This window comes from Martinezella paranaensis, assembly GCF_014200235.1.
Lineage (GTDB): Bacteria > Pseudomonadota > Alphaproteobacteria > Rhizobiales > Rhizobiaceae > Rhizobium > Rhizobium paranaense.
The window spans coordinates 138,153-160,871 of record NZ_JACHBI010000004.1; the positions used below are offsets into that span (position 1 = coordinate 138,153).

Genomic DNA, 22,719 nt, shown 5'->3' on the forward strand with positions numbered 1-22,719 from the left:
TTTCCTCTTAGACGCGGCCGAGCGCGAAGCCCTTGGCGATGTAATTGCGGACGAAATAGATGACGAGCGCACCAGGGATGAGCGTCAGCACGCCGGCGGCGGCAAGCAGGCCCCAATCCATGCCGGCGGCGGAGACCGTGCGCGTCATGATGGCTGCGATCGGCTTGGCGTCCGTTGTCGTCAGCGTGCGGGCGATCAACAGTTCTACCCAGGAGAACATGAAGCAGAAGAAGGCCGCGACGCCGATGCCGCTTGCGATCAACGGAATGAAGATCTTCAGGAAGAAGCGCGGGAACGAATAGCCGTCGATATAGGCCGTCTCGTCGATTTCCTTCGGCACGCCGGACATGAAGCCTTCGAGGATCCAGACCGCCAAGGGCACGTTGAACAGGCAGTGCGCCAGCGCCACGGCAATGTGGGTGTCGATGAGGCCGAAGGCCGAATAGAGCTGGAAGAAAGGCAGCGCGAAGACCGCCGGCGGCGCCATGCGGTTGGTTAGCAGCCAGAAGAAGACGTGCTTGTCGCCGAGGAAACGGTAACGCGAGAAGGCGTAGGCCGCGGGCAGGGCGCAGGCAACCGAGATCACCATGTTCATGACGACATAGGTGATGGAGTTGATATAGCCCTTGTACCAGGACGGATCGGTGAAGATGATCGTGTAATTGCGCAGCGTCGGCTGATGCGGATAGAGCGTCAATCCGCTGACGATCTCCTCATTGGTCTTGAAGCTCATGTTGACGAGCCAGTAGATCGGCAGAAGCAGGAAGATAATGTAGAGCGTCGGCACCACCCAGGACCAGCGGCCTTCCTCGCGGTGCCGGCTGACCGGCTGCGTGCCGGTCGTGGCGGTGACGCCGGCGACCGGGGTCGAAGCTGCTGCCACCTTGTTCACGGCGCTATCGCCTGCGGAGGTCATAAGAGGTTTGCCGCTCATCGCGTCGCTCCCGCATCGTAATTGGTCATGACGGTGTAGAAGACCCAGGACAGCAGAAGCACGATCAGGAAGTAGATGAGCGACATTGCCGCCGCCGGGCCGAGATCGAACTGACCGAGGGCCATCTTGACGAGATCGATCGACAGGAAGGTGGTCGAATTGCCGGGGCCGCCGCCGGTGACGACGAAGGGTTCGGTATAGATCATGAAACTGTCCATGAAGCGCAGGAGCACGGCGATCAAAAGCACGCGGTTCATTTTCGGGAGCTGAATGTAGCGGAAGACGGACCAGCGCGAGGCGCCATCGATCTTGGCGGCCTGGTAAAAGGCGTCGGGAATGGAGGCGAGGCCGGCATAGCAGAGCAGCACGACGAGGCTGGTCCAGTGCCAGACATCCATGATGATGATCGTCGCCCAGGCATCGGCCGGATTGGATACGTAGTTGTAGTCGATGCCGAGATTGACGAGGACATAACCCATCAGGCCGATATCGCTGCGGCCGAACACCTGCCAGATCGTCCCGACGACGTTCCACGGGATCAGCAGCGGCAGCGCCATCAACACGAGGCAGACCGGCACGCCGATACCCTTCTTCGGCATATTGAGAGCGATGAAGATGCCGAGCGGCACCTCGATCGCCAGAATGACGAAGGAGAAGATCAGGTTGCGGAACATCGAATCCCAGAAGCGGCTGGAATGAAGAATCTCTTCAAACCACTGTGTGCCCGCCCAGAAGAAGACGTTGTTGCCGAAGGTGTCCTGCACCGAATAGTTCACCACCGTCATCAGCGGGATGACGGCCGAGAAGCCGACCAGTACCAGGACGGGAATGAGCATGAACCAGGCTTTGTTGTTCCAGGTCTTGTCCATGATCAGGCTCCCATCTCGACGCGCCAGGAGTTGGCGTAGATATTGATGCCGGCAGGATCGAAAGCGATGTGCGGTTCGGCCGGCACGGTCTGATCTTCGCCGATGATCGCCGTGATCTCCTGCCCTTGTAGTTTGGCGCGCACCACCTTGCGGCGGCCGAGGTCCTCGACCTTGGTCACGGTCGCCGGCATGCCCTCACGGCCGAGGCGGACGAATTCCGGGCGGATGCCGAGTTCGGTCTTACCCGCCTGGCCATTCACGGGAGCGCCGGGCAATGCGACAGTGCTGCCGGCGAGACGGGCGTTGCGGCCCTCGATCTCTACTGGCATGACGTTCATGCCCGGCGAACCAATGAAATAGCCGACGAAGGTATGGCGCGGCCGCTCGAACAGATCATTCGGCGTGCCGATCTGCACCACCTCGCCGTTGTACATCACCACCACCTTGTCGGCGAAGGTCAGCGCCTCCGTCTGATCGTGGGTGACATAGACCATGGTGAAGCCGAAGCGGCGGTGGAGCTGCTTCAACTGCGAACGCAGCACCCATTTCATATGCGGGTCGATGACCGTGAGCGGTTCGTCGAACAGGATGGCGCTGACATCGGAGCGCACCAGGCCACGGCCGAGCGAGATTTTCTGCTTGGCATCGGCCGTCAATCCCCGCGCCTTGCGATGGGCGCTGTCGGAAAGGCCGATCATCTCGATGATCTCGTCGACCTTGCGCTTCACCTCGGCTTCCGGAACGTGCCGGTTGCGCAAGGGAAAAGCGAGGTTTTCATAGACCGTCATCGTGTCGTAGACGACCGGAAACTGGAAGACCTGGGCAATGTTGCGCTCCTGCGTCGACAGCTTGGTCACGTCCTTGCCGTCGAAGAGGATGCGGCCTTCCGAGGCGCGCACGAGGCCGGAAACGATGTTGAGCAGAGTGGTCTTGCCGCAGCCGGACGGCCCGAGCAGCGCATAGGCGCTGCCGTCCTCCCAGCTATGATGAACTTCCTTCAGCGCATAGTCCGCATCGGATTTCGGATGGTCGTTATAGGCGTGTCTTATGTGGTCAAGGTCGATGCGTGCCATTGGCCGTGTCTCTCCTCAGGCGGCCCGTTGCAGGGCGGGTGTGACGGCGGCGCCGTTGGTGTCGAACACCATGATGTGGCGCGGGTCGATGTAGACATCGATCGCGTCGTCGACATCGATGTCCTCGACGCCCTGGGTCAGCATGACCCAGCGCCGATCGGCGAAATCGATGTGGATGAAGCTTTCCGAACCGGTGATTTCGGTCACCATCACCCTGGCAGGTGCTGCGACCGCCTCGGATGTCTGCGGCTTCAGCGCCAGATGATGCGGCTGGAAGGCGATGGTGTAGGGGCCGTCCGGCTGGGCTTCGAGGCCCTGCGGTACGGGCAGGCTCATATTACCGTTCAACACGAACAGATTGCCGCGCTTGTCGAGCGAGATCGTGTTCAGCGGCGGATCGGCGAAGGTGACGGCAGTGATCAGGTCTTTCGGCTTGCGGAAGACATCGATCGTCGGTCCGAACTGCGTGATCCTGCCTTCCGACAAGGTGGCGGTATTGCCGCCCAGAAGCAGAGCTTCCGAGGGTTCGGTCGTGGCGTAAACGAAGATGGCGCCGGATTCGGCGAAGATTTTCGGCAATTCGGCGCGCAGCTCTTCGCGCAGCTTATAATCGAGATTGGCGAGCGGCTCGTCGAGCAGCACCAGGCCGGCATTCTTGACGATGGCGCGGGCTAGAGCCGTGCGCTGCTGCTGGCCGCCGGAGAGGCTGAGCGGCAGGCGGTCAAGGAAGGGACCGAGCCGCAGGAGATCGGCCGCTTTCTTCACTTCGCGGTCGATCGTCGCCGCATTGACGCCGCGCAGGCGCATCGGCGATGCGATATTGTCGTAAACGGTCATGGCGGGGTAATTGATGAATTGCTGGTAAACCATCGCGACGTTGCGGCGTTGCACGGGCACGCCCGTAACATCGGCGCCGTCGACGTGGATCGTGCCCGAAGTCGGCTTGTCCAGCCCGGCCATCAGACGCATCAGCGACGTCTTGCCCGAAAGTGTCGGTCCGAGGAGGACATTCAACGAGCCGCGCTGCAGCGTCAGGTTCGTTTCGGCGATGTGCATTTCGCCGCCGACCGCCTTCGACACATTTCTAAGTTCAAGCACGATATGCTCCTTCCGTGCGTCGTATGGCGACGCTGCGACGGATTGCTGGCCGTAAGGCCTGTTTATTGCCCATTGGGTAACGATCCGGAGGATATGACCCCGCCCCGATCGCTTATGTCTTCACTGAGCGATGCCTGTTGCCAAATTGACTCGGGCACCGACACCGAAAGCCGCGCCCTTTCGACAGATTCGGGCGCGGCGTGATGGTCGTGGGGAAACGAATTGCGTCAATCCGGATGCCAGGAATTCGCGATGGCGCAAATCATGGCGAATACGGTTCGGAACGCGTGTAGCGGACGCCTGCATCTCGCTTGGAAGGATGCGGCAAGCGCACTCGACGCGACTGCGGCTCGCACCGCAATCAATGACATCCGTGACGTCGATTTGAGTTTTGGACAATTGTATCTCCCCTCGTTTCGATTTCCACCCCTCACGCGAAAACCGAAACTAGAATGACGATAAATGAAGATAAAGGAATGTCAAACGAAAATTGGGTTAGCTGCAATTTCCGGCCGAAACCGTATCGGGGCACATGCTTTTAACTGCAATATACTCGCTTGCTCGGCATCGAGAATGGCCCTGAAATCCGCCCCGATTGCGAAAAGCCGAGGCGGCGATTTTGTGACGTATGCCCGGCTTTCACTCTATAAATAGGTCGAAAAATCAGGCGGAAAAGTCGCGATTGTCCTCGGCGAGATAGCGCCTGGCCTTTTCGGGAATGAGATCGACGCCCTTACCGGGCTGGTCGATGACTTCGATGAAGCCGTTCTTGGCGATTACCTCCGGTAGTCCTTCGATGGTGTCGTGCCAATGGTCCGGATCGCTAATCGTGTATTCGAAAGCCATAAAGTTCGCGGGAAGCGTGGCCGAAACCTGAAGCTGACCAGTATCAGAGTACTCTAAAGCCAGTTGATGCGCTTCAGCACCCAGAGGGTCGCAATCGAGCTTACCGTGACGAAGACGACGATGATGACGAAGGCCCAGGTGTCGTTGACGCCGGGAATGCCGCCGACATTCATGCCGAAGAGACCGGCCACGACGCTTGGCGGTAAAAGCAGGGCGGCGAGGGCGGCGAGGCGGTTGGAGTTGCGGGCGATGCGTTCGCTGATGACGGTCGACAAGTCGTCGTGCAGGATGCTGGTACGGTCGCGGATGGCGTCGAGATATTCGATATAGCGCATCAGCTTGTCGATGACTTCGCGCATGCGCAGCTTATCCCGCTCGGCAAGCCAGGGCGCATCGTCGTGCTCGATGCGGTTCAGCGCGTCGCGCTGCGGGGCGAGATAACGGCGAAGCTGTACGGCCCGCCGGCGTAGCAGCTTCAGACGTTCGCGCACCTGGCCGGCTTCGCCGTGGAAGATCAGTTCGTCGAGTTCGTCCACCTCTTCGTCCATGGCGTCGAGCACGGGTTCGAGGTCGCGCACCAACTTGTCGCCGATGAGGGCGAGGAGGTCGCCGGTGCGCTGCGGTCCCTTTTTCTTCTCCAGCGACAGACGGATATCGCGGAGCGCCGTGATGTAATGGCCGCTGTCGCGGAGCGAAACGATGCGCTCGCCATCGACCCAGAGATGTATGGGCACAAGGTCGATATCGTCGGGTTTCTGCGTCGCGCCATCCGGCGACGTGGCGCAGACGCCGCGCAGGATGATCAACAGCCCGTCGCCCACCGGTTCGACGCGAGGGCGGGAATCTTCTTCGAGCAGGGCTTCGATGACGAAGGGGTCGAAGCCGCTTTTGTGTGTAACCCAGTCGGCTGCGGCGGGGTGGTCGCGCTCGAGATGCAGCCAGGTCACGCCCTCTCCGTGTTTCCAGGTGCTGACCTCGTCCATGCAGAGCTGCTTGCAGCCGCCATGTCCGTCGAGCTGGGAGGCGAAACGCAAACCCGGTTCTGTGCCGTAACTGACTGTCGAGGTCTTCGATACTTCGCCTTGACCCATCCATCCCCCATGACAGCAAAAAGCGCAAGCAGCACAGGTATTTGCGGCGTGCTGGCAGCATTTTATCAGTTCGGGTCCGGGTGGCAAGATGAGATGGATACAGAGGTCGTCCCCTCTCCCCGTCAAAACGGGGAGAGGGCTAGGGTTAGGGGCAATGCTTGCTCCGAAGGGGCAGGCGCCCTCAGCGCGCTGCCCAGTTGGCGCCGCGGCGGAAGATGGTTTTCATCTGCGGCACGTTGAATTCCTTGGCCTGGTGGCCGAGCGCGGAATAGAAGACGCGGCCCTTGCCGTATTTGCGCTTCCAGGCAACCGGCATGACGACGCCGTCGATCCAGTAGGCGTGATCGCCGGTGAAGGTGGTAGTCGCCAGCACCTCGTTCGACGGGTCGACATGCATGTAATATTGCTCCGACGTGTAGGGGAAATCGGTGATCCCCTCCATGACCGGGTCGTCCGGGCGTGTGATATTGACCGTGTAATCGATGATGTTGCCGGGATGGGCGACCCATTGGCCGCCGATGATGAACTGATACTCGACGCTTTCGCGGAAGCTGTCGCCAGCGCCACCATGATAGCCGGCAATGCCGACGCCGCTTTCGATCGCATCGGCAAGGTTCTTCACCTCTTCCTTCTCGATCTTCGACATGGTGACGATCGGCACGATCAGGCTGAGATCGTGGATCGAGGGATCGGCGAAGGCTTCGGTGCTGTTTTCGAGGTAGACCTTGAAGCCGTCCTCTTCCAGCATGTCGCGGATGATATGGGCGCATTCCTGCGGTTCGTGGCCGCTCCAGCCGCCCCAGACGATAAGTGCTTCCCGCATGATAATCCTCCTGAAATTGTGCGATTAGCGGCCGATCTGTCCATCCACCAGGGAGTCGGACAGAGCGGCCGGACGCTCCGTTTGCGTCGTGATGGTGACCGTGCGCCCGCTGTCGGAGGCCGTCTGGAAGGCTTCCATAACTTCGAGCACATGCAGCGCGAGGCTGCCATTGGCGCGATGCGGACGGTTCGAGCGGATGGCATGCGCCATGTCGGCAACGCCGAGCGAGCGGTAGTTGCCATCGGCATAGGGCGCTGTGATCTCACATTCGGCAAATTCGCCGCCCTTCTTCAGGAACTCCACCGGGCCGCCGAAACGGTTCGGATCGGGCACGATCAGCGTGCCTTCGGTACCGTAGACTTCGAGCGGTACATGCTTGTGGCCGGCGACATCGAAGCTCATGCCGATCTGGACGACCGCGCCATTGGCAAACGCCATGACGCCGGCGACATGCGTCGGCACATGCACGGGGATGTGCTCGCCGTTGCGCGGCTCGCTAGTGATGATGCGCTCCTTGCGCGGCGTGACGGCAAAGCCGGCGACCTGGGAGATGGGGCCAAGCAGGTTGACGAGATCCGTGATGTAATAGGGACCCATATCGAGCATCGGGCCACCGCCGACTTCATAATAGAAAGCCGGATTCGGATGCCAGCGTTCGTGGCCAGGGCACATGAAGGTGGCGGTGCCGCCGACCGGGATGCCGATGGCACCTTCGTCGATGATGGCACGCGCCGTCTGGTGGCCGCCGCCGAGGAAGGTATCGGGGGCTGCGCCGATGCGCAGGCCCTTGGCGGCCGCTGCATCAGCAAGCTTTTTGCCTTCGGCGAAATTGATGCCGAGTGGCTTTTCCGAATAGGTATGTTTGCCGGCGTCCAGCGCCTGCAGACCAACGGCGACGTGCGCCTTCGGGATCGTGAGGTTGACGATGATCTCGATCGAGGGATCGGCGAGCAAGACCGCAATATCGACTGCCTTCAGGCCGAATTCGGCAGCTTTTGCCTCGGCGAGCTCGCGATTGAGGTCGGCCACACCTTTGATGTCGAGAATGGGAAAGGATTTCATGGCGGTGAGATAGGCGCCGGAAATGTTTCCGCAGCCGATAATGCCGATGCCGACCTTGTTCATAGGTTTCCTCCAGATGAATTGTCTTTGGCTGTCCTGGAGCGGTTCAGCGTTTCACGGATTCGCTGAACCGCTCCATCCTATTGTTTCGATGCAATTCCGGACGGAAAACCGCTTGCGCACTTTTCCTGGAATTGCTTTGGGGATCAGAGGGCCGGTGCCGGTCCCGTCGTTCCCCAGGGCGATTCGTAGAGTTCGCGCAGCGCCACGACCGCGGCGCCCTGCGCCCAGGTCTCGTCGGTCGACTGGTCGAAAACGAGTTCGGTCACGCCTTTGATCGATGGCGGGATCGCCAGCGAATAGGCCTCCCGCAGGCTGTCGAGAAAGGGCTGGCCGAGCGCCAGGCTCGAACCGACCAGAATGACGCGCGGCGGAGCAAACAGCGTGACGATATTGGCGAGCGCCATGCCGCAGGCTTCGCCGGCGCGGATTGCTGCATTGATCAGCGCGTTGTCTTCGGCGTCGATCAGTGTCTTGGCATGGGCCATGCCGCGACCGAGGCGGATAGCTTCGGCAAAACGGCCGCTCGGCTGATCGCCGAGAATGGCACTTTCGCCGGCAAGGCTTGCCAATCGGATAATGCCCTGTGGCCCCATGCCGAGCACGAGATCACCGAGATTGTGGCTGAGGCCGCCGGCGCCGCGAAAGAGCTGGCCGCCATGCAGAACGCCAAGCCCCAGCGTCTGTTCCAACGACACGAGCACCATGTCGTCCAGGTCTCTCGCCTTGCCGAACCAGTGATGCGCCAGCGTGATGGCATGCGCATCGCTTTCGACAATGGTGGTCACGCCCAGCCGCTCGGACATTTCCTTGGCGAAATCGACGCCGGTTTCGCGGAAGATCGGGCTGGTGCGGACATGGCCGGTACGGTGTTCGACGACGCCGGGCAGGCCGAGGCAGACGGAATCGATCTCGTCCAGAGCCAGGTTGGCATCGACGACGCAGCGGCGCACGCCATCCTCAATGAGATCGGCGATGACGCCGATCGGCTGCCGGTCGACGCGGAGCGCCAGCGTCAGCGTTGACAGAACTTCGCCGCGAAAGTCGGTGACGACGAAGACCATGCGGTTGGCGGCGATTTTCGCGCCGACGACGCGCGCGGCGTCCGGATTGAGCTCCAGCATGACGCGGGGCCGGCCTCGGGCGGCGGCCTCGCGCAGGTCGCCTTCGGTGCGCGCCAGGATCAGCCCATCATCCAGCAACGATGCGGTGATCGCCGAGACTGTCGTGGTCGAAAGCTGGGTGCGGTCGCTGATTTCGATACGTGCGATGGAGCCCGCCCGCCGGATCGTGTCCAGCACATTGAAGCGGTTTATCGCCCGCATAAGCTCGGGATCTGCTGTTTTCATGAGAATGGTGCCGAATGATGGACCCGCTCGGCTGCGGCCTGATATTTTTAACGGAATGCGAATTAAATAACCTATGGTCATCGCCCAATGTCAAGCCGTTTTGCGGGTAATCTGCCAAAATTTAACGATGGTGGTTGACATTTCAGCAAAGCTCCGTTGAATTATTCCGCATAAGGGAAAAAATATTTGAGGCTCTTGGTTCCCTTGGGAGGAGAAAATCATGATCCATCTACGTGGGGCCAAGGCCCTTCGCATCGCCGCTATTGCTGCAACCACCGGGCTGACGATTCTCGCAGGTGTGTCGAGCGCTGCCGCCGACACGGTCGTCAAATGGCTGCATCTGGAAACCGATCCGAATTATGTCGCCGTTTGGCGCAAGATCGCGGATCAGTATGAGGCCAAGCATCCCGGTACGAAGATCGAGATGCAGTTCCTGGCCAATGAGGCCTTCAAGGCCAAGCTGCCGACACTGCTGCAATCGAAGGACGCGCCCGATTTCTTCTTTAGCTGGGGCGGTGGCGTGCTGAAGCAGCAGCAGGCGACGGGCACGCTGATGGACCTGACTGCGGCGATGAATGCCAAGGATGGCGCCTGGGTGAAGAGCTATAATCCCGCGGCGGTGAAAGGCCTGACGTTCGACAACAAGATCAGCGCCGTGCCCTATAAGCTCGGCACGGTTTCCTTCTTCTACAATAAGGCCTTGTTCGCCAAGGCCGGCGTCGATGCTAGCGCCATCAAGACCTGGGACGATTATCTGGCCGCGGTCAAGAAGCTCAAGGCTGCCGGCATTGCGCCGATCGCCGGCGGCGGCGGTGAGAAGTGGCCGATCCACTTCTACTGGAGCTATCTGGTGATGCGCGACGGCGGTCAGCAGGTCTTCAACGATGCCAAGAACGGTAAGGGCAACGGTTTCAACGATCCGGCGATCATCAAGGCGGGCGAGCAGCTTGCCGAACTCGGAAAGCTCGAACCCTTCCAGCCCGGTTATCTCGGCATCACCTGGCCGCAGGCGCTTGGCGTCTTTGGTGACGGCAAGGCTGCGATGATCCTCGGCTTCGAAAATACGGTTGCCAACCAGCGCACCAATGCCGGCGACGCTAAGGGCCTGGCGGATGACAATATCGGCCGCTTCGCCTTCCCGGCCGTGACCGGTGGCGCCGGCCTTCCGACCGATACGCTCGGTGGCTTGAACGGCTGGGCCGTCACCAAGAAGGCCCCACCGGAAGCACTCGATTTCCTTGCCTATCTGACCAATGCCGAGAACGAGCGTACCTTGGCGCAGGCCGGCATGATCGTCCCGGTCGCTGTCGGCGCCGAAGATGGTGTCAAGGGTCCGCTGATGCACGAAGCCGCCGACCAGTTGGCGCATTCGACCTGGCACCAGAACTTCTTTGACCAGGATCTCGGCCCCTCGGTCGGCCGCGTCGTCAACGATGTGGCTGTTGGTATCGTCTCCGGCCAGATTTCGCCAAAGGATGGAGCGCAGCAGGTTCAGGACTCATTCGAACAGGACCAGCTCTAGCGCCATCCGGCGCCGGCCTCTCCCTTGCGCCGGCGCCGGTTTTTCTTTGAATTACAATCGTCGAGACCGCCCATGACCGATGTCAGCGCCACGACCGCCATGCCTTCCATCGCAAGAGCGAGGCCCACAGCGAAGCGAAAATCGCCCGCCGCGCGCGGCCGTCTGCCCGTCATTCTACTGTTCCTGCCGCCGGCGCTGCTGCTCTTCACCATCTTCGTCATCCTGCCGATGGGGGAAGCGGCCTGGTACAGCCTTTATCGCTGGAACGGCTATGGCCCACCGACCGAGTTCGTGGGCCTGCGCAATTTCCAGGTTCTCTTCAAGAACGACGCCTTCCTGACGTCGCTGAAGAACAATGCACTGATCATTCTGGTTTCGATCGCCATCCAGGTGCCGCTCGCCATCTGGCTGGCGACGATGCTGGCGCATCGTATTCGCGGCGTCGTGCTCTTCCGACTGATTTTCTTCCTTCCCTATGTGCTGGCCGAAGTGGCCGCCGGCCTGATCTGGCGCTTCGTTTATGACGGCGACTACGGCCTGTTCGCCGCGATCGCGCATTTCCTCGGCACCCCGACGCCCTACGTGCTCGCCGACAAGAATCTGGCGATGTATGCCGTGCTTGGCGTGATCGTGTGGAAATATTTCGGCTTTCACATGATGCTGTTCATCGCCGGCATGCAGTCGCTCGACAAGAGCGTGCTGGAGGCGGCCGAGATTGATGGCGCCACCGGCTGGCAGAAGTTCCGCTACGTGACGCTGCCGTTGCTCGGCTCGACGCTGCGCCTTTCCGTCTTCTTCGCGGTGGTGGGATCGCTGCAGCTTTTCGACATGATCATGCCGCTCACCGGCGGCGGCCCGTTCAACTCGACGCAGACGATGGTGACCTTCCTCTACAATTTCGGCGTCACGCGCATGCAGGTCGGCCTCGGCAGCGCTGTCGGCGTCGTGCTGTTCGTGATCTGCGTCACCCTCGCCTTCGGCTACAAACGGATATTTATGCGCAATGACTGATATGGCCTCATCCGTTCGCATGACCACCGGCACGAAGATCTATCTCTATGTGTCGCTGACCATCATCGCCGCCATCGTTTTGATCCCGCTTTTGACGACCGCGCTCGGCGGCTTCAAGACGCTCGGCGATCTCCGCACCAATCCTTTCGGCCTGCCGGCCGAGTGGCATTTCGAGAATTATACCGGCATCCTGTTTGGCGACCGCTACTGGCGGCAGATGATGAATTCGCTGATCATCGCTGTGCTGACCGTGTTCCTGACGCTGTCGGTCTCGGCGATGGCCGCCTTCGCCTTCGCGCATGTGAAGTTCTTCGGCTCGAACTTCCTGCTGAACTATTTCCTCATCGGGCTGATGTTTCCGGCGGCCACCGCCATCCTGCCGCTCTTCATCCGCATCCGCGATCTTGGCCTGCTCAATACCTATTGGGGCGTGGTGTTGCCGCAGGTGGCTTTCGGCCTTGGTATGAGCATCCTGCTCTTCCGGAACTATTTTAGAAACCTTCCGGAAGAATTGTTCCAGGCAGCATTTGTCGATGGTTGCGGCTATATCCGCTTTTTCTGGCATATCTCGCTGCCGCTCTCGCGGCCGATCATCGCGACCGTCAGCATCATTTCCTTCGTCGGCAGTTGGAACAGCTACATCCTGCCGCTGATCATGCTGAATTCGGATTCGATCTATCCCTGGCCGCTCGGCATGATGGTCTATAGCGGCGAATTCGGCACGGAATGGGAGCTGGTGCTTGCCTTCATCACGCTGACCATCCTGCCCACCGTCATCGTCTTCTTCCTGGCGCAGAAGCACATCATTGCCGGCCTTACCGCCGGCGCCGTGAAATCCTGAGCCTTATTGGAGCACAAACAAATGGCATCCGTCGAACTGCACAACATCCACAAGGCCTATGGGGCGCTGACCGTCATTCACGATATCTCGCTGGCGATCGAAGACGGCGAGTTCATCGCGCTCGTCGGCCCCTCCGGCTGCGGCAAGTCCACGCTGCTGCGAATGATCGCCGGGCTTGAGGAAATCACCGATGGCGACGTGTCGATCGGTGGGCAGGTGGTCAATGCCATGACGCCGCGCGAGCGCAACATCGCCATGGTCTTCCAGTCCTACGCGCTTTATCCGCATATGACGGTCGCCGAGAACATGGGCTTCAACCTGAAGCTCTCAGGCGAGGCCAAGCCGGTGATCGAGCAGCGGGTCAACGAGGCCGCGCGCATGCTGGACCTGACAAAGTTGCTCGACCGCAAGCCGGCGCAGCTTTCGGGCGGCCAGCGCCAGCGCGTCGCCATGGGCCGCGCCGTGGTGCGCAACCCTGCCGTCTTCCTGTTCGATGAGCCGCTCTCCAATCTCGATGCGAAGCTGCGCGTGCAGATGCGCTCGGAGATCAAGGCGCTGCATCAGAAGGTGCAGACCACTTCGATCTACGTCACCCACGATCAGATCGAGGCGATGACGCTTGCCGACCGCATCGTTGTGCTGAACCAGGGGAAGATCGAGCAGCAGGGCACGCCGATCCAACTTTATCGCCAGCCGGCCAATCTCTTCGTTGCCGGCTTCATCGGCTCGCCGGCGATGAATTTTCTCGACGGTGTGGTTGAAGGCGTCGATGGCACCCCTGCAGTGCGGCTGAGGGATAGCACGCCGGTGCGCATCGCTGGCGAACGCAAGGTGAAGTCCGGGCAAAGCGTGAAGATCGGCCTTCGGCCGGAACATCTGAGCTTAACGGGCAATGGCTCGCCGCTCACCGGCCAGACCTTGCTGGTCGAGCCGACGGGCGCACAGACGCATGTGCTGTTCGATCTGGCTGGCGAGCAGGTTACGGCCGTCGTCGACGGTGAGGCTCCGGTTCGTTATGGCGAACAACTGAAGGTCACCGTCAATGCCGATCAGGTCTACGTTTTCGACAGCGGAAGCGGGCTTGCTCTTTAGAGCTTTCACGCAATTCCGGACGGAAAACCGCTGCGCACTTTTCCTGGAATTGCTTTAGGCATCAACGTTAATGGCGTCGACCCGATCCGGGTAGAAGGCCATGTAATCCTTGATCTGGCTTACCGAGGCGTGGGGATTTTCGTAGGTCCAGACAGCGTTCACCGAGCGCTCGCCGCCGACGGGGATGCTGTAATAGGAGCAATCGCCCTTGAAGGGACAGTAGGTGGCATGGTCGGTTCTCTGGAGCGCCGACATGTCGACATCCTTGCGCGGCACGTAGATGACGGCCGGATAGGAGGCTTCCTTCAGGGACAGCGCGTCATGGGTATCGGCAATGACCTTGCCGGCAACCGAAACGGTGACATGGGCACGTTTGTTCTCGATCGTGATGGGATGATCGGGACCGGGAATCTTGACCAGCTTTTCGGACATTCTTGCTCTCCTCAGCTTTGCTGAATGTCAGGTGAGATTGGTTCTGCCGTGCTTATGTGCCTGGCCCCTCACCCCAACCCTCTCCCCGCATTGCGGGGAGAGGGGGCTCTACGGTGATTAAGGCGCTTCCGCCCCAATGAAGCAGCGCGCTATTTTGCGCTGTCGTCCCCTCTCCCCGCTGGCGGGGAGAGGGCTAGGGTGAGGGCCCCCAGGCACATAAGCGGCGACAGCAAGAAACTCGCCTGACGATCTCAGTTCAAAAGCATATAGGAAGCATCCTGCCGATTATCAGGCCCCCTGCGGCTTCAGCGCTTTCGGTGCACCCCAGCGCAGGCCGTCCATCAGCAGGCGGACGAGGCGGCGGGAGCGGTCGTGCCACTCCGGCGAATTGGGCATGGAATAGGTGCCGGACAGGGCATGCAGCACGTCGGTGCTGTCGACGTCGGCGCGGATCGAGCCGTCGGCCACTGCCCGTTCGATCAGGCCGCGGAGCGCGATTGGTACCATGCCGTAGCTGTCGGCGAAGAGTTCGGAATTGCTGTTGAGCAGGATGCGCAGGCTGTCGGCCATGCCGCGTTTGGTGGCGATATAGCCGACGAAGCGGTGCATCCATTCTTCCAGCGCTTGATCCGGCGCGCGTTCGCGCGAAAGCTCTTCGGCCGCATTGCAGAGCACCTCGACCTCATGGCGATAGACGACTTCGACTAGATGTTCGCGGGTTGGAAAATGACGGTAGAGCGTACCGACGCCGACACCTGCGCGGCGCGCAATGTCTTCGAGCGAGGCGGCGGTGCCGTGGTTGGCGAAGGCTTGCGCCGCGACTTCGATGAGCTTGTCGCGATTGCGGCGTGCATCCGCGCGTAGAGTTTTTGCGCCTGGCGGCGTGTCGTCCTTCAGCTCTGACGATGGCCTCGAAGCCAATTTTCGCTCCATGCGGATTGCGACTTGACGATATCCGACAAGTCTCTAGGATAATAAACGGAGGCGCCTCCGTTTAATCTGGAGTACCAGAGGATTGTTATCGCATAATGGGCCAGGATGCCATTGCCGTCTGATCGGAGGATCGAAGACGGTGAAAGAGCGGCCCTCCCCGGCGTCCCGCCACAAGCCGCACGCGCCGGCAAAAGCGCTGTAGCCTGATTACCTGGCGCCGGCCGGGCTGACGTCAAGAGCTGATGTCACGGCTGGCAGATCCTGACGATTGCAAAAGATGATGACCCGAACAGGGAGTGAGCTGATGACTACCGTCTATCTCGATATCAACGGACACGAGCACGAGCTTTCGCTCGATCCGCGTGTCACGCTTCTCGATGCTCTTCGCGAGCATCTCTGTCTGACCGGCACCAAGAAGGGCTGCGACCAGGGCCAATGCGGTGCCTGCACCGTCCATGTCGACGGCGAACGTGTGCTCTCCTGCTTGACGCTGGCTGCTCAGGCCGAAGGCCGCAAGGTCACGACGATCGAAGGGCTGGCGGCGGAAAACGGCGATCTGCATCCGGTCCAGGCCGCGTTCCTGGAACATGATGCCTTCCAATGCGGTTATTGCACGCCGGGACAGATCATGTCGGCGGTCGCTTGCATCCGCGAAGGCCATGCCGGTTCCGATGATGAAATCCGCGAATATATGGCCGGCAATCTCTGTCGGTGCGGTGCCTATCCGCACATCGTTGCCGCCGTGCGCGAAGCAGCGGAGGCCGCCCAATGAAGGCCTTTTCCTATCTCCGCGCCGGCTCGGTCGATGAGGTCCGGCAAGCCGCTGCCTCTTCCGCCACCATGCTGCTTGCCGGCGGCACGACGTTGCTCGATCTCGCCAAATGCGGCGTTGCCGAGCCCGAGACGGTGGTGGATATCAGCCATCTTGCTGGCCTCGATGCCATCTCCCTGACCGATCAGGGTGTTACGATCGGTGCGCTCGCCAAGATGAGCCGTGTCGCCGACGATGCCAATATCAAGGCGCAGTTCCCGGCCGTTTCGGAGGCGCTGTCGCTTGCGGCCTCGGCGCAGATCCGCAACATGGCGACGATCGGCGGCAATCTGATGCAGCGCACGCGCTGTCCCTATTTCCGCGATCCGGCGACCTTCGCCGCCTGCAACAAACGCGCGCCCGGTTCCGGCTGCTCGGCAATCGGCGGCGTCACGCGCAATCATGCGGTTCTCGGCACGAGCGAGGCCTGTATCGCCACCAATCCCGGCGATCTGGCGGTTGCTCTGGTGGCCTTCGATGCGGTCGTGCATCTCGGCAGCCGTCAGGTCGCGATCGATGATTTCTTCCTTTTGCCGGGAACGACGCCCGACCGGGAACATGCGATCGAGCCGGGCGAGATGATTACGGCGATCACCATTCCGGCCTCCGACGCTGCACACCGCTCGACTTATCTCAAGGTGCGCGACCGGCAGTCCTACGAGTTCGCGGCGGCCAGCGCCGCCGTCGGGCTTGAACTGGAGGCAGATGGCAGGACGATCCGGGATATCAGGGTGGCGCTTGGCGGTGTCGCCACCAAGCCCTGGCGTGCCCGCGCCGTCGAAAAAGCATTGAAAGGCCAGGTGCTCGATACGGCTGCTGTGAAGCGCGCCAGCCTGCTCGCTGTCCAAGGCGCCGTCTATCATGGCGGCAATCACTACAAGATTACGCTTGCGCCGCGTGTCGTCGAGCGCGCCATCCTGACGATGGGAGAAATGGCATGACCATCATGGAAACCAGAAAACATGGCGCTGCCGATGGCGCGCTCGGCGGGCGGCTGTCCCGCCTGGACGGAACCGCGAAGATCAAAGGCGAGGCCGACTATGCGGCCGAGCGCGATCTCGAGGGGCTGACCCATGCGGTGATGGTGCAAAGCACGATTGCCGCCGGTCGCATGACTGGCATCGATACGGCGGCGGCGGAGGGAGCGCCGGGCGTTCTGCTGGTGCTGACGCCGGACACGATGCCGGATCTGAATTCACCGACCACCTGGCTCGACACCCCCGGCCCGGAAGGCCCGTATCGGCCGCTTGTCAGGGAGATTACCTATAGCGGCCAGCATGTCGCCATCGTCGTTGCCGAAACCTTCGAGCAGGCGACAGCCGCGGCGGCACTGGTCAAGGTCACCTATGAGGAAGCTCCGGCGATCTTCAGCCTTGAAGATCCGAAGGGTGGCGAGGGTTTCCCGATCGATCCGATGACCAGGGAGTGGGGGGATGCCGCAGCGGCCCTGGCCGCAGCACCGGTCAAGATCGAAGCCGAATACAAGACGCCGCGGGAATACAACGTGCCGATCGAGCCGCATGGGCTGATCGCCAAATGGGATGGCGACATGCTGACCCTCTGGGAGCCAAGCCAGTGGATCGACGGCATGGCGCGCACCTATGCGGAGTGGTTCGGCATTCCCTTCGAGAATGTGCGGATGATCTCGCCCTATATCGGTGGCGGCTTCGGCTCAAAGGCGCTGGCATTGCCGCATGGCGCTGTTGGTGTCATGGCGGCGAAGCTGCTCGGCCGTCCGGTGAAGCTGGTCATCACCCGGCCACAGACCTTCACCTCCTTCGGTGGCCGGCCTTGCACGCGCCAGAGGATTGCGCTTGGCGCGACCAAGGACGGCAGGCTCACCTCCATCATCCATACCAGCGCCAACGAGACTTCGATCGGCGACGTGGCAGTTGAGCCATTGGGTGTCGTAACCTCGCTCATGTATGCGACGCCCAATCTCTCGTCGCGGCAGAACATTGTGGCGGTGAACACCGTCAAGCCCGGCGCATTGCGTGCCCCCGGCGAAAATCCGAGCGCCTGGGGTATCGAGAGCGCTATGGATGAGCTCGCCTACACGCTCGGCATGGACCCGCTGGAAATCCGGCTCAAGAACTATGCCGAGCGGGATCAGGAAGCCGACAAGCCCTGGTCGACAAGGCAATTGCGCGAGGCTTTCGAGGCTGGGGCCAAGGCTTTCGGCTGGGCGAAGCGCTCGCATGCGCCGCGCTCCATGCGCGACGGCAAGCATCTGATCGGCTGGGGGGTGGGCGCCGGCACCTATCCGGTGCGCCGCACGCCGGGTGAAGCGCTGGTGCGCATTCTTGCCGACGGCTCGGCGGAAGTGGCGAGCAGCGGCATCGACATGGGCCAGGGCACCTATACGATCCTGGCGCAGACGGCGGCCGAAACGCTCGGCATCCCGGTCGAACAGGTCCGCGTCAAACTTGGCGATTCCGCCCTGCCGCGGGCGCCCGTCGCCGGCGGATCGCAGCTTGCCAACCTGATGACCGGCGCCGTTTACAAGGCAGCGGTCGCCGCCCGCGATGAGCTGGTGGGACTGGCGATCAACGATCCCAATTCTCCGCTTCGTGATCTGCAGGCCAATACGCTGACCGTTTCGGAAGGCCGCATTCTGCCGCCGCGCGATGGTGGCGACGGCATCGCCATTGCCGAGCTTCTGCGGCAGATCGGCCGTGACAAGATCGAGGTGCTGCGTAACACACTGCCAGAAGACAAGCAGAGCAATGCGGATCACTATCGCAACTTCTCGACCATCGCGACCATGCTGTCGCCCACGGACGGCGACTATTCGATGCATAGCTGGTGCGCGCACTTCATCGAGGTGCGCGTCGATGAGGATTTCGGCACCGTGCGCGTCTCGCGCGTCGTCTCGGCGCTCGATTCCGGCCGGCTCTACAATCCCAAGCTTGCCGAAAGCCAGTGGAAGGGCGGCATCATCATGGGCATCGGCCAGGCGCTGCTGGAAGAGGGCATCGTCGATGAGCGCTTCGCCCGTGTCATCAATAATAACCTCGGCGACTATCTCGTGCCGACCAATGCCGATATTCCCGACATCGAAGTGATCTCGGTCGGGATTCCCGATACGCACGCCTCCGTGCTCGGCGGTAAAGCGGTCGGCGAACTGGGTATCGTCGGTGTGGCGCCGGCAATTGCCAATGCGGTTTTCCACGCGACGGGCAAGCGGATACGCGAGCTGCCGATTACGCTGGAGAAGCTGCTGTAATTTTGAGGGATTTTGGGGATGGTCGGGCGAGGCCGCTGTTGACGTGGTCTTGTGCCCGGCCCCTCACCCTAGCCCTCTCCCCGCTCGCGGGGAGAGGGGACGACGCTACACTTCCAGTGACGCAATGACGCCGGTCAAAAGCGTGTCATATCCTCAGCTTGTTTTTGACAGCCGATGATTGCTGTCACTAGACTGGCTTCTGATTATGGGAGGCCGGTCGGAGGTTGGCTGGCTGTGAGGAACAGGGCGGAGCATCATGAGCCAGTATGATATTCTCGATCAGCGCTTCAAGGCGCTGATCAACGGGTCTGCGCAATTGGAGCAGTTGTGGACGGGCGGGCGTTGGACCGAGGGACCCGTCTATGTGCCGGCCGCGCGCCATGTCGTGTGGTCCGATATCCCGAACGACCGAATCCTGCGCTATGACGAGGTAACGGGCGCAGCCGGCGTCTTCGAGAGCCCTGTCGGTTATCACAACGGCCACACGCTCGATTTCGAAGGTCGTATCATCGCTTGCGAGCATGGACGTCGGCGTGTCAGCCGGCTTGATCATGACGGCCGCTGGCGGCCGCTTGCCGAGCACTTCGACGGCAAGCGGTTGAACTCGCCGAACGATGTCGTCGTAAGGTCGGATGGCTCGATCTGGTTCACCGATCCCACCTACGGGATCGACAGTGAATATGAGGGCTTTGCCGCACCGTCCGAAATCAACGCGTCCAACGTCTACCGCATCGATCCGGCCGATGGAGCGGTGACGCTGGTTGCCAGGGACCGCGTCAAACCGAACGGTCTTGCCTTTTCCCCGGATGAAAGCGTACTTTATGTCTCCGACACCGGCGGTACGCATGTGCCCGGCCTGCCGCCGACGATCACGGCCTATTCGGTCAATCCGGACGGGCGCAGCCTCAGTGAGGGGCGTGTTTTCGCCACTTGCGAAATCGGCCTGTTCGACGGTTTCCGGGTCGATCGCCACGGCAACATCTTTGCCTCCAGCGGTGATTCCGTTCGGGTTTACGCGCCGGATGGCACGTTGATCGGCCGCATTCTCATTCCCGAGGTCGTATCAAACCTCTGCTTCGGTGGCCCGAAGCGCAATCGGCTCTACATTACCGCCACGACTTCGCTCTATGCGATCTATGTGAATAGCGGCCCTGCTGAGCCGGCTAATCGTTTGCGTTAGGCGCTCAGTTCGAATTTTTTGCTGCGCTGCTTTGCTGGAAGTGTTCGGCGCCTTCGATTTGAACCCAATCGTGTTTCGACTGCTCAAAAACCGATCTGGCGGGGGCCGGGAATTTGGGGTCGGCCATCGCGCCGACTGCAACTCCGACGAAGGACGACAGGTTTTCGGCCTTCCAATACACCGATGATCCGCAGTTGGGACAAAAGTAGGTGTGGACCTTTCCGCCGCTTGCGGCCTCGCGGGTGAACTCTTTCGACGTGCCGGAAATGGCAACGGCGTCGGCCGGATAAAAGGCGCCGACGCCAAATGGCGCACCGGTCCTGCGTTGGCAGTCGAGACAATGACAGGCGACCACCAATTTTGACGGTTGTGAAAGCGTCAGTGTAAGAGCGCCGCAAGTGCATCGGGCATCAGCCATGGGAAAACCCTCCGTTTTCTGAAGCGGGTCGCGTTGATATTTCAAACCTACGGCGGTGCAACGCGATCCCATTGAACATCGTGCAGTAGGCGTCCAAGGCTGGTCTGCTTTTCCAGCCTTGAATCAAAATTTCGTCACTTAAGGGAAAAAATGCTGGTGGTGCCCAGCGAGGCAGCTCTGCCGTAATCGCGCCGATCAGGGCCTGCCGAAATGGCCCGGGCCTCGCTCCGGTCCCTGGTCGAAAGCCGAGAAGGGGCGGGCTTCGTTTGGCGGCGGCACGTCGAGATAGGTCATGATATTGTCGACGTGGCTGACCTGCGAGCGCAGGCTGTCCAGCGATTTGCCGGTGAGATTGGTGCCGGCCGGCAATTGAGCAGTCAGCGGGTTTTCGTAGCGCCCGTTGACGCGCAGTTCGTAGTAGAGATGCGGACCGGTGGAATAGCCGGTGGAGCCGACATAAGCGATGACCTGGCCCTGCGTGACGCGCTCGCCGACATGCAGGTCCGACGGTGTCGAGGCAATATGGGCATAGGTGGTCTCGTAGCCGCCATCGTGGCGAATACGGACATATTTGCCGTAGCCCGTTTCCCAGGAAATCTTTTCGACGGTGCCGTCGCCGGCGGCCATGATCGGGCTGCCCATCGGGGCGCGGAAATCGACGCCGTTGTGGAATTTCCGGACGCCGAGGATCGGATGAATGCGCCAGGCAAATCCGTCACCGAGCGTGCCGTTAGGTACGGGGCGGTGGGTCAGCACTTTGGCGACGGAATGACCGCCCTCATCGTAGAATTCCGAGGGGCCTATGCCGCCGTCCTTGTGCAGGTAGAAGCGGTGCGTATCGCCATCGGTGTGGAACTCGATGAACATCAGTTCGCTTTTGCCATTGTCCGCCTTGCGGAACAGCAGATCGACGCTGTCGGGCGTATCGTCACCCGTCAATGCAACGCCATTTGCCTTGGCAAGCTTCATGAGCTGGTCGGCGCATTCGTCGGAAAGCCCCGCCTTCTCCAGTTTGGTGCGGATCGTCGACCGATCGTCGCTGTCGATGCTCTTGAGGTCGACGGCGGCCACTTCCGAAGAGGACGGCGCATCAGCCTGGCTCTCGCTATAGAGCGTGGAAAACAGCCGGTCGTCGGTGAGCGGCACGAAGCTGTCGGCATCGTCGCGTGCGACGATGCGCTCCGGCGTTTTTCCGCCGCTAAGGCGGGCCATGATCAGCTTCGGTTGTGCATCAGCGGTCTTTTTCTCGAGCAGCAGTTCCAGGCTGTCGCCGGGCGAAACCGTATCGGTTTCCAAGGCTCGCTGCAGCTCGTCGCCGGCATTTCCGTCGAGACCGGCGGAGGCGAGGATATCCTGCAGGTCCTGCCGGTCCTTCGGCATGGAAACCAGTCGCTTGAATTCGCGGCCTGCCTCGCCCGTGGTCGCCTTCGACACGCTGACATTCAACGGTACGCCACGGACCGGGAAGCGTGAGCGCCGGACTGCATCGTAACGATTGGCGTGCGGATAGATACCCGGGCGGATATCCGCGAGCGACGGCGCTGAGAAGAGAGCAGGCTCGGACTGGGTATCGCCGTCATAGGCCGCATTGAAGGCCGCGGCATCGCCGCCGGAAGGATCGCTATCCTCGGCTTTGAAGACCAGCGTCGTGCGATGATAGGTAAAGATGCGGGTTTCGCCGTTCGACGTCTTTTCCGCCACCTGCGCAAAGCGGGAGCCGTCGAAACGCTGTTTCGTGGCAAGCCGGTCGCTCTTGCGCAATGCCGGCTGTGATCGGACGAGCTGGGCTATGTGGATCGGCACGGCTTGTTCGATCGTGTGGCGGGCGAGCAGCGGATAAAGAACGGTCGCGAGAAGGCCGAAGGAGGCGGTGCCGGCAAGGCCGATGGCGATCAGATGGCGAAGATGGGCTGAGTGGGGCAGAAAAGGAATATAAAATTCATGATGTGGCCGCGCCTGAATCGCAGCCTCTGCAGGAAATTGGACGCGCAATGGACTTTCGGCCATGAATTGAGGAACCCTGCAGACGGCGGTGGGCCCAAACTAGG

Annotated in this window: 21 protein-coding genes; 8 read left to right on the forward strand and 13 right to left on the reverse strand. The window is 61.1% G+C overall.

Features of this window, described 5'->3' with window-relative positions; all coding sequences use genetic code 11:
• Positions 1–7: 7 nt before the first annotated feature.
• The 9 genes from GGD50_RS11910 to GGD50_RS11950 form a co-directional block, all read right to left on the reverse strand.
• Positions 8–934 (reverse strand): carbohydrate ABC transporter permease, encoded by a 927-nt coding sequence (locus GGD50_RS11910; RefSeq protein WP_181316110.1) that lies wholly within the window; start codon positions 932–934, stop codon positions 8–10.
• The gene (locus GGD50_RS11915) at positions 931–1,803 is read right to left on the reverse strand and encodes a carbohydrate ABC transporter permease (RefSeq protein ID WP_107109771.1); all 873 of its coding nucleotides are present in this window, start codon (positions 1,801–1,803) and stop codon (positions 931–933) included. Before GGD50_RS11915 ends, GGD50_RS11910 begins: the two co-directional genes overlap by 4 nt.
• A gap of 2 nt (positions 1,804–1,805) precedes the next feature.
• Entirely contained in the window at positions 1,806–2,876 is a 1,071-nt protein-coding gene (locus GGD50_RS11920; RefSeq protein WP_107109770.1) for an ABC transporter ATP-binding protein, read from the reverse strand.
• Between the two features lie 15 nt (positions 2,877–2,891).
• The gene (locus GGD50_RS11925) at positions 2,892–3,974 is read right to left on the reverse strand and encodes an ABC transporter ATP-binding protein (protein WP_107109769.1); all 1,083 of its coding nucleotides are present in this window, start codon (positions 3,972–3,974) and stop codon (positions 2,892–2,894) included.
• 663 nt (positions 3,975–4,637) lie between these two features.
• Entirely contained in the window at positions 4,638–4,820 is a 183-nt protein-coding gene (locus tag GGD50_RS11930) for a hypothetical protein (protein WP_107109767.1), read from the reverse strand.
• Positions 4,821–4,873: 53 nt separating this feature from the next.
• Positions 4,874–5,911: a CorA family divalent cation transporter gene (locus GGD50_RS11935; RefSeq protein WP_107109766.1), complete on the reverse strand. Its 1,038-nt coding sequence runs from the start codon at positions 5,909–5,911 to the stop codon at positions 4,874–4,876.
• Positions 5,912–6,092: 181 nt separating this feature from the next.
• Positions 6,093–6,734 carry a ThuA domain-containing protein gene (locus tag GGD50_RS11940; protein ID WP_107109765.1) on the reverse strand — a complete coding sequence of 214 codons (642 nt, stop codon included), beginning with the start codon at positions 6,732–6,734 and terminating at the stop codon, positions 6,093–6,095.
• Between the two features lie 24 nt (positions 6,735–6,758).
• A complete protein-coding gene (locus GGD50_RS11945) occupies positions 6,759–7,859 on the reverse strand; it encodes a Gfo/Idh/MocA family protein (RefSeq protein ID WP_107109764.1) in 1,101 nt (366 codons plus the stop codon).
• A gap of 143 nt (positions 7,860–8,002) precedes the next feature.
• On the reverse strand, positions 8,003–9,205 hold the full coding sequence (locus GGD50_RS11950) for an ROK family transcriptional regulator (RefSeq protein WP_107109763.1): 1,203 nt from the start codon (positions 9,203–9,205) through the stop codon (positions 8,003–8,005).
• Between the two features lie 220 nt (positions 9,206–9,425).
• On the opposite strand from GGD50_RS11950, the gene GGD50_RS11955 reads away from it, so the two are divergent.
• The 4 genes from GGD50_RS11955 to GGD50_RS11970 all read left to right on the forward strand — a co-directional run bounded on the left by GGD50_RS11955 (position 9,426) and on the right by GGD50_RS11970 (position 13,671).
• Positions 9,426–10,727: an ABC transporter substrate-binding protein gene (locus tag GGD50_RS11955; protein WP_107109762.1), complete on the forward strand. Its 1,302-nt coding sequence runs from the start codon at positions 9,426–9,428 to the stop codon at positions 10,725–10,727.
• Between the two features lie 72 nt (positions 10,728–10,799).
• Positions 10,800–11,738 carry a carbohydrate ABC transporter permease gene (locus GGD50_RS11960; protein ID WP_107109761.1) on the forward strand — a complete coding sequence of 313 codons (939 nt, stop codon included), beginning with the start codon at positions 10,800–10,802 and terminating at the stop codon, positions 11,736–11,738.
• On the forward strand, positions 11,731–12,579 hold the full coding sequence (locus GGD50_RS11965; RefSeq protein ID WP_107109760.1) for a carbohydrate ABC transporter permease: 849 nt from the start codon (positions 11,731–11,733) through the stop codon (positions 12,577–12,579). Before GGD50_RS11960 ends, GGD50_RS11965 begins: the two co-directional genes overlap by 8 nt.
• 21 nt (positions 12,580–12,600) lie before the next feature.
• Positions 12,601–13,671: an ABC transporter ATP-binding protein gene (locus GGD50_RS11970; protein WP_107109759.1), complete on the forward strand. Its 1,071-nt coding sequence runs from the start codon at positions 12,601–12,603 to the stop codon at positions 13,669–13,671.
• 54 nt (positions 13,672–13,725) lie between these two features.
• Here GGD50_RS11970 and GGD50_RS11975 read toward each other — a convergent pair whose 3' ends face one another.
• Both GGD50_RS11975 and GGD50_RS11980 read right to left on the reverse strand, forming a co-directional pair.
• The gene (locus tag GGD50_RS11975) at positions 13,726–14,103 is read right to left on the reverse strand and encodes a DUF427 domain-containing protein (RefSeq protein WP_107109758.1); all 378 of its coding nucleotides are present in this window, start codon (positions 14,101–14,103) and stop codon (positions 13,726–13,728) included.
• 288 nt (positions 14,104–14,391) lie between these two features.
• A complete protein-coding gene (locus GGD50_RS11980; RefSeq protein WP_107109757.1) occupies positions 14,392–15,036 on the reverse strand; it encodes a TetR/AcrR family transcriptional regulator in 645 nt (214 codons plus the stop codon).
• 304 nt (positions 15,037–15,340) lie between these two features.
• On the opposite strand from GGD50_RS11980, the gene GGD50_RS11985 reads away from it, so the two are divergent.
• The 4 genes from GGD50_RS11985 (at position 15,341) to GGD50_RS12000 (ending at position 20,253) form a co-directional block, all read left to right on the forward strand.
• Positions 15,341–15,808, forward strand: a complete 468-nt coding sequence (locus tag GGD50_RS11985) for a (2Fe-2S)-binding protein (protein WP_107109756.1) — start codon at positions 15,341–15,343, stop codon at positions 15,806–15,808.
• On the forward strand, positions 15,805–16,788 hold the full coding sequence (locus GGD50_RS11990; protein ID WP_107109755.1) for an FAD binding domain-containing protein: 984 nt from the start codon (positions 15,805–15,807) through the stop codon (positions 16,786–16,788). Before GGD50_RS11985 ends, GGD50_RS11990 begins: the two co-directional genes overlap by 4 nt.
• A complete protein-coding gene (locus GGD50_RS11995) occupies positions 16,785–19,073 on the forward strand; it encodes a xanthine dehydrogenase family protein molybdopterin-binding subunit (protein WP_107109754.1) in 2,289 nt (762 codons plus the stop codon). Before GGD50_RS11990 ends, GGD50_RS11995 begins: the two co-directional genes overlap by 4 nt.
• Positions 19,074–19,329: 256 nt before the next feature.
• A complete protein-coding gene (locus GGD50_RS12000; RefSeq protein ID WP_107109753.1) occupies positions 19,330–20,253 on the forward strand; it encodes an SMP-30/gluconolactonase/LRE family protein in 924 nt (307 codons plus the stop codon).
• 4 nt (positions 20,254–20,257) lie between these two features.
• On the opposite strand, the gene GGD50_RS12005 is transcribed toward GGD50_RS12000, so the two are convergent.
• Both GGD50_RS12005 and GGD50_RS12010 read right to left on the reverse strand, forming a co-directional pair.
• Entirely contained in the window at positions 20,258–20,671 is a 414-nt protein-coding gene (locus GGD50_RS12005) for a GFA family protein (RefSeq protein WP_107109752.1), read from the reverse strand.
• A 195-nt stretch (positions 20,672–20,866) separates the two neighbouring features.
• On the reverse strand, positions 20,867–22,678 hold the full coding sequence (locus GGD50_RS12010; protein WP_107109751.1) for a M23 family metallopeptidase: 1,812 nt from the start codon (positions 22,676–22,678) through the stop codon (positions 20,867–20,869).
• Positions 22,679–22,719: the final 41 nt, after the last annotated feature.

Coding starts and splice junctions, on each gene's coding strand:
- GGD50_RS11910 (WP_181316110.1), bottom strand. CDS start 934: ATGAGCGGCAAACCTCTTATGACCTCCGCAGGCGATAGCGCCGTGAAC.
- GGD50_RS11915 (WP_107109771.1), bottom strand. CDS start 1,803: ATGGACAAGACCTGGAACAACAAAGCCTGGTTCATGCTCATTCCCGTC.
- GGD50_RS11920 (WP_107109770.1), bottom strand. CDS start 2,876: ATGGCACGCATCGACCTTGACCACATAAGACACGCCTATAACGACCAT.
- GGD50_RS11930 (WP_107109767.1), bottom strand. CDS start 4,820: ATGGCTTTCGAATACACGATTAGCGATCCGGACCATTGGCACGACACC.
- GGD50_RS11935 (WP_107109766.1), bottom strand. CDS start 5,911: ATGGGTCAAGGCGAAGTATCGAAGACCTCGACAGTCAGTTACGGCACA.
- GGD50_RS11940 (WP_107109765.1), bottom strand. CDS start 6,734: ATGCGGGAAGCACTTATCGTCTGGGGCGGCTGGAGCGGCCACGAACCG.
- GGD50_RS11945 (WP_107109764.1), bottom strand. CDS start 7,859: ATGAACAAGGTCGGCATCGGCATTATCGGCTGCGGAAACATTTCCGGC.
- GGD50_RS11950 (WP_107109763.1), bottom strand. CDS start 9,205: ATGAAAACAGCAGATCCCGAGCTTATGCGGGCGATAAACCGCTTCAAT.
- GGD50_RS11955 (WP_107109762.1), top strand. CDS start 9,426: ATGATCCATCTACGTGGGGCCAAGGCCCTTCGCATCGCCGCTATTGCT.
- GGD50_RS11960 (WP_107109761.1), top strand. CDS start 10,800: ATGACCGATGTCAGCGCCACGACCGCCATGCCTTCCATCGCAAGAGCG.
- GGD50_RS11965 (WP_107109760.1), top strand. CDS start 11,731: ATGACTGATATGGCCTCATCCGTTCGCATGACCACCGGCACGAAGATC.
- GGD50_RS11970 (WP_107109759.1), top strand. CDS start 12,601: ATGGCATCCGTCGAACTGCACAACATCCACAAGGCCTATGGGGCGCTG.
- GGD50_RS11975 (WP_107109758.1), bottom strand. CDS start 14,103: ATGTCCGAAAAGCTGGTCAAGATTCCCGGTCCCGATCATCCCATCACG.
- GGD50_RS11980 (WP_107109757.1), bottom strand. CDS start 15,036: ATGGAGCGAAAATTGGCTTCGAGGCCATCGTCAGAGCTGAAGGACGAC.
- GGD50_RS11985 (WP_107109756.1), top strand. CDS start 15,341: ATGACTACCGTCTATCTCGATATCAACGGACACGAGCACGAGCTTTCG.
- GGD50_RS11990 (WP_107109755.1), top strand. CDS start 15,805: ATGAAGGCCTTTTCCTATCTCCGCGCCGGCTCGGTCGATGAGGTCCGG.
- GGD50_RS11995 (WP_107109754.1), top strand. CDS start 16,785: ATGACCATCATGGAAACCAGAAAACATGGCGCTGCCGATGGCGCGCTC.
- GGD50_RS12000 (WP_107109753.1), top strand. CDS start 19,330: ATGAGCCAGTATGATATTCTCGATCAGCGCTTCAAGGCGCTGATCAAC.
- GGD50_RS12005 (WP_107109752.1), bottom strand. CDS start 20,671: ATGGCTGATGCCCGATGCACTTGCGGCGCTCTTACACTGACGCTTTCA.
- GGD50_RS12010 (WP_107109751.1), bottom strand. CDS start 22,678: ATGGCCGAAAGTCCATTGCGCGTCCAATTTCCTGCAGAGGCTGCGATT.